Origin of the sequence: Lacicoccus qingdaonensis, assembly GCF_900101075.1 — a bacterium.
Classification (GTDB): domain Bacteria; phylum Bacillota; class Bacilli; order Staphylococcales; family Salinicoccaceae; genus Lacicoccus; species Lacicoccus qingdaonensis.
The window spans coordinates 18422-30154 of record NZ_FNFY01000023.1; the positions used below are offsets into that span (position 1 = coordinate 18422).

Sequence of the window (11733 nt, forward strand, 5' to 3'; positions counted from 1 at the left end):
AGCTGATAAAATAAAAGGGATAAATATGCTTTTTATTTTATAAATACTCTATAGATGATATAGTGAGATAAAGGGATATTACCTTTTTCTGCAACACGAACGACAGCATCACTGTAATTATGTAAGCGTTTACAATATTAAAGGGGAAGTGAGATGATGACCAGAAAAGTAAACCGCGCAACCGCAGCAGTATGGGCAGGAGAAAAGGATTACAGAGCACATGGCGCAACGCAGGTGCCGGTGGTGAACAGTGTGTCCTATGACTACACTGATCTTTCGCACTGGTATGATGTCGCTACAGGGGAAGCATCGGGGCATATTTATTCAAGGAACACGAATCCGACCGTCGCCTCTTTTGAGGATAAGGTCAGACAGCTGGAAGGTGCAGAAGCGGCAACGAGTTTTGCGACAGGAATGGCTGCCATCAGCAATACGTTTTACACATTTCTGAAACCCGGCGAACGGGTGGTCAGCATTAAAGATTCATACGGCGGTACGAACAGAATCTTCAGTGATTTTCTGCCGCATATGAATATTGAAGCTGTGCTGTGTGACACGAATGACCATGAAGCGCTGGAGGAAGAGGTCAGAAAAGGATGCAGGATGGTTCACCTGGAGTCGCCGACGAATCCTACGGTGAAGATCATTGATATTAAAAGAATAGCAGAAGTTGCGCATGAAGCGGGCGCAATCGTTGTTGTGGACAACACATTCGCAACGCCGATTCTACAGAGTCCGCTGGAACTGGGAGCGGACCTCGTCATTCACAGTGCCACCAAGTTTTTAGGCGGACATGCAGATGCACTCGGCGGTGTCTTATGCGGCGATGCGAAACTTGTGGGTGAAGTGTTCCATTACCGTGAAATCAACGGTGCAACGTTGGATCCGCATGCTGCATATTTATTGTTGAGAGGTTTGAAGACACTGGATTTACGAGTCAGAAAGCAGACTGAAAATGCCGGGAAGCTTGTCGAATATCTGGAGACACATCCGGCAATTTCAGATTTGTTCTACCCGGGACTGAAAAACCACCCGAATCATGACATCGCCACGGAACAGATGAAAGGGTACGGCGGTATTTTCAGCTTCTCGCTGATAGGCGGCATGGAGGCAGTGAGAAAGGTACTGCCGCGCCTGAAATATGCGAACAGGGCAGCGAACCTGGGTGCTGTGGAAACGACCGTCGGTCCGGCAAACACGACCAGCCATGTTGAATCCACAAAGGAGGAGCTGGTGAATCTAGGTATCCCTTCAAGTCTGGTACGCTACTCAGCCGGTATTGAAGACTTTGATGATTTGAAAGACGATTTGGAAAATGCTCTCAGCATTCTCGAAAAATAAATAAGAGAAAGGAGACATGTGATGTTCTCCAAAAAAGAGTATAAGAAAAGACTGAATAAAACCAAACAAAGCATGATGCAGTACGGAATCGAAGTACTGGTCGTGTCAAATCCCTCGAATATGTGCTACTTGACCGGATATGATGCATGGAGTTTCTATGTCCATCAGGCGGTCGTCGTATTTATAGATGAAAAGGAGCCTTTATGGATCGGCAGGGGGATGGATTCTAAAGGTGCGGAGCAGACGACATGGATGCATCCTCAAAATGTTATAAATTATCCTGATGAATACGTGCAGTCTACAATCAAACATCCGATGGACTATGTAGCGGAAGTACTCCTCGAAAAAGGGAAAGGAGAACGTAAAATCGGGGTGGAGATGGATGCATTCTACTATACGGCAAAATGTCACGAAAGAATGCTCTATGAGCTTCCGGATGCGGAATTAAAAGATGCCAGCGGTATCGTCAACTGGGTAAGATTGATAAAAAGTAAAAAAGAAATCAGCTATATGAGAAACGCCGGATATATTGTGGAACAGGCGATGAAAGCTGCCTACGACAATATAGAAGCCGGCACTAGGGAGAATGATGTGGCAGCTGCCATTTACAGTGCACAAATGCACGGCAGTGAAGATTTTGGCGGGGACTATCCTTCGATGGCGCCCATGATTCCCACCGGTGAACAGACGGCTAGCCCGCACTTGACATGGTCTGACAAAAGATATGAAGACGGGGATCTAGTGACGATAGAAATAGCGGGATGTTACCGTAGATATAATGTGCCGATGGCGAGAACAATGTCTCTCGGAAAAGCGGACCCGAAAGTACTTGAAGTGGGAAAAGTCATCATGGAAGGCATAGATGAAACACTGCAGTATATCCAGCCTGGATTCACCGCTCAGGAAATCAACAACGTGTGGGCAGGAACAATTGCAAAATACGGTTATGAAAAAGAAGCGAGAATCGGGTACTCAATCGGTCTAAGCTATCCGCCAGACTGGGGAGAGCATACAATCAGCCTCAGGCAGCATGACAATTCGATTTTGGAGCCGAATATGGTATTCCATCTGATGCCCGGAATGTGGTTTGACAACTTTGGTGTATCCATTACAGAATCCTTTCTTGTGACTGACAAAGGTGTTGAACTGCTGACTTCATTTGACCGTGAAATTTATCAGAAAGGAATCAGCTGAAAAAGTCTGCAGACAATATAAAACAGGAGGAAAACTCAGCATATAAGTTTTCCTCCTGTATTTTTTATGCTTTAAGCACATTGTCTGTCGCTTTTGCGCCTGCTATATCTTTGTCGGTCAATTCTTTCTTTGAAAAAGTTGTCCAAGTGACTGCGACGTTCGTATGGTTGATTGATATGCCTGGATGGTGCTGCTGGCTTTCTGCATAGACAGCGAGTTTCTGTACAAATGCTATACCGTCAAGATATTTATCAAACTTGAAAGTCTTCTTCAATTTTTCACCATCAAGTTCCCATCCATCGAGTTTTTCAGCTTCAGTTTTTACATCACTCATAAGTTGGTCACCTCCGTAAAATACATATAATACTGTACCTTTTAATGGCAGTGATTAAACGTACTGACAGCGGTGACCTGAACTCTAATTGTTTTCACTTGCATCGTAATCACCGAAAATGGTTTCGGCAAACAGAAAATTATAAGTCACTTCCTGTGCTTCATTTGACATTACAACGTAACCGACATCTTCTTCGATATCCAGCAGAAGGTTTGAGGTGAATGCATTTGTATTGCCGCTGTGTCCGTAAACCGGATTCTCAAAATTTGTGACAAGAAAACCATGTGCATTTCTCGGGTTGTCCGTATCACCATAATATTGGCTGATTTCAAACATGGATTCCAATGTTGCATTGTCATCGAACAAAGGAGAATCACTGTTGGCAGGGAACAGTGCCTGAGCGAATGTGATCAGATCCGGGAGTGTACTGACTGCAGAACCGGCAGGATATAATAGAATATGACGTTGTTCTTCCTCGGCCGGCGGCATGGCGGGTAAGTAACCTGTTGTATCCTCTCTTTGATCACGAACTTTGGGATTGTCGCTTAAATCAGGTAAGAGTGCCGTGTCATCCATATCCAGGGGGCCGAGAATATTCTCATGCACGTATTCATAAAAAGGCTGACCGCTTATTTCCTCTACAATGTAGCCTGCGAGTGCTGTCCCCCAGTTTGAATAGGAAGTCACCGTTCCCGGTTCATATAATTAGTCCGGCTGTTCTTCTTCTAGTTCATCTTTCAGGGAATAGTCCTCGGGAATTTCTGTAACAAACAGGTCGGCGATTTCATCCTGGAATCCGCCCTGATGGTTCATCAGATGAATCATTGTGACAGGGTCGTCGTGTTCAAAATCATCCAGAAAACCGTCCGGCAGATATTCGGTGACATCTTCCTCCAGGTCGATCTGGCCCTCTTCGACAAGCTGCATGACACTGATCCACGTCAGCAGTTTTGTCACTGATCCCCATTCAAAAACAGATTCCCGTGACACTTCGGTATCTTCATCGAGATTCTGTTCACCTTCATATGTTTCGTGGATGACTTCAATCGGTGTGAAAATCGCAAACATCACTCCCGCCTCCACATCATCATTTTCTTCCATGAATTCCTCCACTTCCTCATCCAGGTCTTCCTCCTCTATCCCGGAAGGCAGTGTCACATTTATAAACGGTTCAAAAAAAGATCGGATAATCATTGCTGAACTGATCAACATGAATATTTTATTAAGGATAATAAACCCCCTTTTATGAAAATGGATGCCAGAGATGCTTCAGCCGTATAGGACAACAGGAATTGTGCTGTCAGTCCAGCCGGTCGATGATTCTGTGATAGCCGTCACTGCCGTAGTCAAGGCAGCGTTTGACGCGGGAGACCGTCGCACTGGATGCTCCTGTCGAATCCTGCACTTTTTTATATGTGTGGCCTTCTTTTATCATTTTTGCAACCTGGAATCTTTGTTTGAGGGCGATTAATTCATTGGTTGTACATAAATCATCAAAGAAATGATAGCAGTCTTCCAAGTTTTCAAGTTTCAATATGCCTTCAAATAAGTCATCCAGTTCCTGACCTTTGATATTATCTATTTGCATAAAATTTCCCTCCATTAATAAAATCATCTTACCAAATTACTTTAGCGAATTAAAGCGTTAAACAAACATTCTAAAAAACCTTGCATCTATCTGTGATGTTTGTTACTATCAGATTTATTAGTTATTCTTTACTACGCTAAAGTGTTAAAGGAGATTTGTTATGGAGAACACATTGATTATCAACCGCTTGAAATTGGCACAGGATTACACAGAACTGCTGGATAAGGAAAATTACCAGCTGGTCGACATGAACATGGTGGAACCTTTTTACATCGAGGATAAAGAACATCATCCTGCAACGATCATTTTTGAAAGAAACGAACAATTGATGTCTATCAGAAGTGATTGGACACGGTCTCTTTTAAACTACAATGAAAATTACCAATTAAATCAAAGTCACTTTGGCTATTTCGGACCGGTTGTAAGAGATTATGAGACCTTTTATCAGGCAGGTGTCGAACTTTACGGTCCCGGTGAAGAAGAGATATTGAAAAGCATTGATATGCATTTGTCATTTTTCAAAAGCAAGACTGCTGACAGATACAGGGCCATTGTCGTAAACAATGATGAGCTCCTCGATTTATATATTGAGAAGTACGATCTGGACAGCAGCATAAAAGAACTCATATATGAAAAAAATATATCGGAAATCAGAAAGGTGCTCGGTGAAGCGCACCCGCTCACTGTCCTGATGACTGCCAAAGTAAGCGATCAGATTGAGATCATCAACAATGAATTTGAAACCAGTGAAGTACTGGGGTTCATCAACCATTTAAGAAATTATCTGGAAGATTATAATATGAAATTCATACTGGATCTATCATTCCGTTCTCCCCAGTCATACTATAATGGTTTTTATTTTCAAGTATTCCTGAACCACGACTACCCGCTCTTAAGCGGTGGAGAATACAACAGCAATGCATTCGGTATTGCCGTGAATCTTTCGAATGGAGGTTTGCTATGATTACTGTCGCGCTGACCAAAGGCAGATTATTCAAGGATTTTACAGATTATTTGGAGAACAATGATTTGACACAATATATCAAGCCATTATCCGAAGAAACCCGCTCGCTTTATACAGTGGTGGATAATGTGAAGTTCATCTTTGCGAAAGGTCCGGATGTCCCGACCTATGTCGAAAGCGGGGTTGCGGATATCGGCATCGCCGGCTCGGATATCATCGCAGAGGACAAGTTCAATATACTCAATGTGTCCCAGCTTCCATTCGGGGACTGTCATTTTTCAGTGGCCGGCCTGCCCGGCCAGGGAGAAATGAAAACCATCGCAACTAAGTACACCAATGTTGCCTCAAAATATTTTCGGGAGAAGAAGATGGATGTATCGCTGGTACACCTGAACGGCTCCGTCGAGCTTGCTCCGCTGCTCGGCCTGACTGACGGCATCGTGGATATCGTACAGACGGGGAACACACTGAAAGATAACGGGCTGATCGAATATGAAAAAATCATGGACATACATGCACGTCTGATTGCGAATAAAAGAACCTTCTATACAAAAGAAGATGAAATCTATAAATTTTTGACAGAAATCGGGGTTTTCTAATGGATGCTCTGGAATTTAAAAAAGTATTTGAAGAGAAATATGTTGAGAATCAAAGTTTTGAAGGCATGAGCAATGTCATCAAAACTTTGGAAGACGTCAAGAACAATAAAGACAGTGCCTTAAGAAGCTATACCGAGAAATTTGACGGTGTGAAGCTGGATAATTTTAAAGTGCATGAAGAAAAGCTCAGGAAAAGTTATGACTCTCTGCCTGCAGAAGAAAAAGATGCACTGGAAACAATCAGGCAGAGAACAGAAGATTATCAGAAGACGATAAAATATACGGATCAGGATGACGGTGAATTCAAATATGTTTATCATCCGCTTGAAAAAGTCGGTGTCTATGTACCGGGCGGCACTGCGCTCTATCCTTCCAGTGTACTGATGACGGTGGTGCCTGCAATTGCTGCGGGAGTGAAAGAAATCCACGTCACTACACCGACTTTCGAAGACAATAACATCACATTTGCGGCACTTTATCTTTGTGGTGTGAAAAATGTCTATACCGTCGGCGGCGCACAGGCAGTCGCAGCACTCGCCTACGGCACTGAAACGATACCTAAAGTCGATAAGATTGTCGGGCCGGGCAACTACTATGTTGCCATGGCAAAACGTCTGTTATTCGGGGAGGTCGGCATCGATATGATTGCCGGACCGAGTGAAATCCTGCTTTATGTAGATGATAAAGTGGACGTGGATTCAATCGTTTATGATATTTATGCCCAGTCGGAACATGATGCCAATGCACGGACATTTTTACTCAGTGAAGACGTGGATATCATCGACCGTATAGAACACCGGCTGAAAGATATGATCAATGCCCAGCCGAGAGCGGATATCATAAGAGCTTCCATAGAGGACAACCACTATGCTGTGGTCGATTACAGAGAGGCACTGTTGGACCTCGTAAATTATATTGCGCCGGAACATGTGTCTGTCCAGCATGAGGATTCGGCCATGATCGTTAAAAACATCAAATATGCAGGTGCGGTTTTTGAAGGTTACCACACACCTGAGGCAATAGGGGACTACGCCGCCGGACCGTCACATGTGCTGCCGACGGACCGTACCGGCCGTTTCAGCCATGGTCTGAACGTCAATGATTTCCTGACGAGCCACGCAATCATTTCTTTGAATGAAGACACTTTTCAGGACATTGCTGGACCTGCGATGACAATCGCCAAAAAAGAAGCACTTGATGCACATTATCAGTCATTGAAAATTAGAACGGAGTGATTACATGATCATCATGGACAGGAATATGAGTCCAATATCACCATTGTCGGATGAAGCGATGATGGAAGTGTTATCCAGAACAAAAATTAATGAGTATCCAAGTGCAGAAATCGATCATTTCAAAAAAATGTATGCGGATTACTACGATTTAAATCCGGACAACATCGAAGTGGCCAACGGTTCCGATGAATGGATCCAGAAAGTGATTATGACACTCGGACAGGACGGCGTAATGACAGTGTCACCTGACTTCGTCATGTATGAGGAGTATTCAGCCCAGATTGATGCGAAGTTCACGACAGTGCCGTGTGATGAGAACTACAGGTTTGATTTTGATGAAGTCGTTACCCGGATTCATAAGGAACAGCCGTCTTTATTCTTAATATCGATGCCGCATAACCCGACCGGCCAGCTGTTTAAATATGAAGAGCTGAAAAAACTGTCGGATGCCATGAAAGAGATCGGCGGCTGCCTGGTCATCGACGAGGCGTATGCCGAGTTCGGTCCTGATTTTGATAACCCGGAAGGTGAACATGTTCTGATCATCCGGACTTTAAGCAAAATGTACGGTATCGCCGGCCTCCGGGTCGGACTTGTCATTGCCGAAGGAGAAACTTTTGAGAAAGTGACCGGCATCAACCATCCCTACCCTGTCAATTCACTATCGTTGAACCTGTCTTCAAAAATCTTTGAAGAGAAAGAGGCGCTGGCAGATTTTATAGACTATCAGAAAAAGTCGAAGGAAATGCTGGAAGATGCCTTCGAAAAAGTCAGTGACAAAGTGAATGTCATAGAATCCTATACGAACTTCGTCTTCACCTATGGTGAAAACGCAGTGGCTTTGGGGCAGTATTTGATGGACAATGGCTACAGGTGCAGAATGTACAATAATGAATCACTGAACAATGTTGTCAGGTACTCCATTATTAAACATGAAGATTACGACCGTTTAAATAAACTAATTTCAGAATGGGGCAATCAGAATGTATGAAAAAGAAAGATCTACAAAGGAAACACGGATTACAGTCAAATTGGATGATCAAAAGCCTTTTAAAGAATCCAGTATTTCGACGAATGTCGGTTTTTTCGACCATATGCTGACGCTGCTCTCATTCCACTCTGAGCTGTATCTTTACGTGGATGCGAACGGTGATAATGAAGTGGATGACCATCACACGGTTGAAGATGTCGGAATCATTCTCGGCCGGCTGCTGAGAGAGTTGTATGTGGAAAAAGAATCATATCGGAGATACGGCTCGTATTATATCCCTATGGATGAGTCGCTGGCACGTGTCGTCCTAGATTTATCAGGGAGACCGCACCTGAATTTCCAGGCGAAGTTTTCCAAAGAGAAAGTCGGTGCTTTTGATACAGAGCTCGTGATGGAATTCTTCAATGCCCTCTCTATGAACAGCAGGATGACACTGCATGTCGATCTGCTGAAAGGCGGCAACACACATCATGAAATCGAGGCGGTCTTCAAGGCCTTTGCACGCAGCCTGAAAGCGGCGCTCGAGGAAACCGAATCAGGTGTCCCTTCTTCTAAAGGGGTCATTGAATGATAGGTATCGTTGATTATTCCCTGGGAAATATCCAAAATATCAAAAATGCTCTGGAAAAGCTCGGACAGGATTTTATTTTATCAAGCAGAAAAGAAGATTTAATGGAATGTGATGCCATCATCCTGCCTGGCGTGGGTCATTTTGGTGAAGCGATGAACACTATTGAAGCACTGGGCATAAAGGAAGACCTGATTGAACTTGCTGAAACAAAACGAATGGTCGGTATATGCCTTGGTATGCAGCTGTTGTTCGAGTACAGCGAGGAAGGCGATGCAGCCGGACTGGGGCTGCTGCAGGGCCGGGTAAGGAAAATTGACACTGATCATACGATACCTCATCTCGGGTGGAACACATTAAACAGCGGATATGACGCGCTTGATCAGAGAGATGCGTATTTCATACACAGCTTCATGGTCACCCGCTCGCCGCATATCATTGCAACAGCTGACTACGGTGTGGACGTCCCTGCTGTTGCACAATATGAAAATGTTATCGGTATCCAGTTTCATCCCGAAAAATCAGGTGATGCCGGGTTGGAAATACTGCGTAAAGCAATCAAAGGAGGATTTCAATGAACATCATACCGGCTGTAGATATAATTGATGGGCAGAATGTTCGTCTGACGCAAGGTGATTATGATAAGAAAACATCGATGAAACGAACGCCTGAAGAAGCGGTGCAGTTTTATTCGACTTTTGAACAGGTTGGAAGAATCCACATCGTGGATCTGATGGGTGCACTGAAACAGAATGCACTGGAAACAACAGTCATCGGTAAACTTAAATCCCTGACGGATCGTCCGATGCAGATTGGCGGAGGCTTACGTACTCTGGAAACAATAGAGACTTATGATGAGATCGGCATCGATTATTTCATTCTGGGTACAAGAGCAATTATGGACATCGACTGGCTGAAAGAAGTGGTCAGACTTTATCCTGGAAGAATTTTCGTCGGAGTAGACGCCAGACAGGATGATATATACGTCAATGGCTGGACAGAAAACAGCAACATCACGATTGACGACTATGTATCGGAAGTGGAAGATCTGGAGCTTGCCGGAATCATTTATACGGATATCAATAAAGATGGAATGAATCAGGGTCCAAACTTTGAAAATACAAAGCGTATCAATGAACTGACAAAACATACGGTCATCGCAAGCGGCGGTGTACGGAATAAGGCAGATCTCGAAAAACTCGAATCCACGGGCATCGACAATGCGATAGTCGGAAAAGCGAGCCATGATGACGCATTTTGGGAGGGGATAGAATGATTAAAAAAAGAATCATACCCTGCCTGGATGTCAAAGACGGCAGAGTCGTTAAAGGTGTGAATTTCGTCGGTTTGCGGGATGTGGGCAGCCCGGTTGAACTTGCCAAGAGATATAATGACGAAAACGCAGATGAACTGGTTTTCCTCGATATTTCCAAAACACAGGATGGACATGATCTGATGCTGGATATGATCCGGGAAACGGCAAAAGAACTGTTCATACCGCTGACGATCGGCGGCGGTATCAGAAGCGTGGATGATATCAGACAGCTGCTGAATGCCGGTGCAGATAAAGTCAGCATCAACTCTGCAGCGATTAAAAATCCTGAGCTGATCAGAGAAGCATCGGACACTTTCGGCAGCCAGTGTGTCTGTGTAGCGATTGATGTCAAGTATGACAATGAACGAAAGGATTACTATGTGTACACCCACGGCGGCAGCAAAGCGACGGATATTAAAGCATTCGACTGGCTGAAACAGGCTGCTGACCTGGGCGCAGGTGAACTGCTGATCACAAGTATGGACCATGACGGTGTCAAAGAAGGGTTCGACATCAGTTTCTTAAAAGAAGCGGTCAAACTTGTCAATATTCCGATCATTGCAAGCGGCGGTGCCGGAAATATCGAACATTTTGTGGAACTGTTCAACGAAACAGATATTTCTGCAGGGCTCGCTGCATCGATATTCCATAACCAGAAAGTGGAAATTAAAGATTTGAAAGAAAAATTGAACGAAGAAGGATTCGAGGTGAGATTGTCATGACACCTGATTTTGATAAAGCAGGCGGACTCCTGTCAGTGATATTGCAGGACTGGAACACCGGACAGGTACTGATGAACGGCTTCATGAACGAGGAAGCCTACCGGAAAACCATCGATGAGAATGTCGTATGGTTCTACTCAAGAAGTAAAGCGCGCCTTTGGAAAAAAGGTGAATCCAGCGGCCATATACAGACAGTCAAAAAGATGGCGCTGGACTGCGACCAGGATGCGCTGCTGATTCAGGTGGTGCCACATGGGCCGACATGTCACCTGGGTACACAGAGCTGCTTCGGAGATGATCACTTCAATGTACAGAGCCTTGAGAAGATTGTTAAAAATAAAGTTGAAAATCCCGAAGAAGGATCATACACCAAATATCTGATGGATGAAGGGCTGGATAAAATCCTCAAAAAGTGCGGTGAGGAAATGACGGAAATCGTCATCGCCGCAAAAAATGACGATAAGAAAGAAGTCATAGATGAAACAAGCGATCTTCTGTATCACCTTCTCGTTATGCTCAGGCAGCAGAACGTATCTTTGAAGGAAGTCGAGAAGAATCTGGAAGAGCGCCACGGCGAAACATTGACGTATAAAGTGCGTGAAGATATAGAAGAATGGTAAAAAAATAAGCATCCGGCAATTTTGAACCGCCACCCGTCAAGTAGACACTAAAATAATAAAACAGTTATGCAGCAGCCTGTGCCCGAAATTCTACCGGTGCCAGGCTGTTTAATTGTGCTTGTAAACGTTTGTGATTATAGAACTCAATATACTGCTCGATATCGCTTTCCAACGCCTCAAATGTGTGATACATCTTCAAGTCATAACATTCACACTTGAAATGACCGAAGAAACTTTCCATCGGCGCATTATCCGTACAGGT

Annotated in this window: 14 protein-coding genes and 1 pseudogene; 11 read left to right on the forward strand and 4 right to left on the reverse strand. The window is 44.2% G+C overall.

Going from position 1 to position 11733, the window contains the following annotated elements:
- Window positions 1-156 precede the first annotated feature (156 nt).
- Together BLR15_RS10935 and BLR15_RS10940 are read left to right on the forward strand one after the other, a co-directional pair.
- Window positions 157-1341: a cystathionine gamma-synthase family protein gene (locus BLR15_RS10935; RefSeq protein ID WP_092987445.1), complete on the forward strand. Its 1185-nt coding sequence runs from the start codon at window positions 157-159 to the stop codon at window positions 1339-1341.
- A 21-nt stretch (window positions 1342-1362) separates the two neighbouring features.
- The gene (locus tag BLR15_RS10940; protein WP_092987414.1) at window positions 1363-2535 is read left to right on the forward strand and encodes a M24 family metallopeptidase; all 1173 of its coding nucleotides are present in this window, start codon (window positions 1363-1365) and stop codon (window positions 2533-2535) included.
- Window positions 2536-2599: 64 nt separating this feature from the next.
- Here BLR15_RS10940 and BLR15_RS10945 read toward each other — a convergent pair whose 3' ends face one another.
- The 3 genes and pseudogenes from BLR15_RS10945 to BLR15_RS10960 form a co-directional block, all read right to left on the reverse strand.
- Complete coding sequence (locus tag BLR15_RS10945; RefSeq protein ID WP_092987416.1) at window positions 2600-2869, reverse strand: 4a-hydroxytetrahydrobiopterin dehydratase; 270 nt, start codon at window positions 2867-2869, stop codon at window positions 2600-2602.
- 84 nt (window positions 2870-2953) lie between these two features.
- Window positions 2954-4081: pseudogene (locus BLR15_RS14305) on the reverse strand (serine hydrolase domain-containing protein).
- A gap of 88 nt (window positions 4082-4169) precedes the next feature.
- A complete protein-coding gene (locus BLR15_RS10960; protein WP_092987422.1) occupies window positions 4170-4457 on the reverse strand; it encodes a YerC/YecD family TrpR-related protein in 288 nt (95 codons plus the stop codon).
- Window positions 4458-4617: 160 nt separating this feature from the next.
- Between BLR15_RS10960 and BLR15_RS10965 the strand changes: the two genes are divergently transcribed.
- Genes BLR15_RS10965 through hisIE form a run of 9 tightly spaced genes read left to right on the forward strand, consistent with a single transcriptional unit; the run spans window position 4618 to window position 11471 of the window.
- On the forward strand, window positions 4618-5421 hold the full coding sequence (locus BLR15_RS10965; RefSeq protein ID WP_092987424.1) for an ATP phosphoribosyltransferase regulatory subunit: 804 nt from the start codon (window positions 4618-4620) through the stop codon (window positions 5419-5421).
- A complete protein-coding gene (gene hisG / locus BLR15_RS10970; RefSeq protein ID WP_092987426.1) occupies window positions 5418-6020 on the forward strand; it encodes an ATP phosphoribosyltransferase in 603 nt (200 codons plus the stop codon). The genes BLR15_RS10965 and hisG overlap by 4 nt, the downstream gene beginning before the upstream one ends.
- Window positions 6020-7255 (forward strand): histidinol dehydrogenase, encoded by a 1236-nt coding sequence (gene hisD, locus BLR15_RS10975; RefSeq protein ID WP_092987428.1) that lies wholly within the window; start codon window positions 6020-6022, stop codon window positions 7253-7255. The genes hisG and hisD overlap by 1 nt, the downstream gene beginning before the upstream one ends.
- Before the next feature lie 4 nt (window positions 7256-7259).
- Window positions 7260-8246: a pyridoxal phosphate-dependent aminotransferase gene (locus BLR15_RS10980; protein WP_092987430.1), complete on the forward strand. Its 987-nt coding sequence runs from the start codon at window positions 7260-7262 to the stop codon at window positions 8244-8246.
- On the forward strand, window positions 8239-8817 hold the full coding sequence (gene hisB, locus BLR15_RS10985; protein ID WP_092987432.1) for an imidazoleglycerol-phosphate dehydratase HisB: 579 nt from the start codon (window positions 8239-8241) through the stop codon (window positions 8815-8817). Before BLR15_RS10980 ends, hisB begins: the two co-directional genes overlap by 8 nt.
- On the forward strand, window positions 8814-9392 hold the full coding sequence (hisH, locus tag BLR15_RS10990; RefSeq protein ID WP_092987433.1) for an imidazole glycerol phosphate synthase subunit HisH: 579 nt from the start codon (window positions 8814-8816) through the stop codon (window positions 9390-9392). Before hisB ends, hisH begins: the two co-directional genes overlap by 4 nt.
- Window positions 9389-10090: a 1-(5-phosphoribosyl)-5-[(5-phosphoribosylamino)methylideneamino]imidazole-4-carboxamide isomerase gene (gene hisA, locus BLR15_RS10995; RefSeq protein ID WP_092987434.1), complete on the forward strand. Its 702-nt coding sequence runs from the start codon at window positions 9389-9391 to the stop codon at window positions 10088-10090. The genes hisH and hisA overlap by 4 nt, the downstream gene beginning before the upstream one ends.
- A complete protein-coding gene (hisF, locus tag BLR15_RS11000; protein ID WP_092987435.1) occupies window positions 10087-10851 on the forward strand; it encodes an imidazole glycerol phosphate synthase subunit HisF in 765 nt (254 codons plus the stop codon). The genes hisA and hisF overlap by 4 nt, the downstream gene beginning before the upstream one ends.
- On the forward strand, window positions 10848-11471 hold the full coding sequence (gene hisIE / locus BLR15_RS11005) for a bifunctional phosphoribosyl-AMP cyclohydrolase/phosphoribosyl-ATP diphosphatase HisIE (protein WP_092987437.1): 624 nt from the start codon (window positions 10848-10850) through the stop codon (window positions 11469-11471). The genes hisF and hisIE overlap by 4 nt, the downstream gene beginning before the upstream one ends.
- A 64-nt stretch (window positions 11472-11535) precedes the next feature.
- Here hisIE and BLR15_RS11010 read toward each other — a convergent pair.
- Window positions 11536-11733, reverse strand: a 198-nt coding sequence (locus tag BLR15_RS11010) for an IS3 family transposase (RefSeq protein ID WP_143003969.1), incomplete at its 5' end; no start/stop codon positions are given.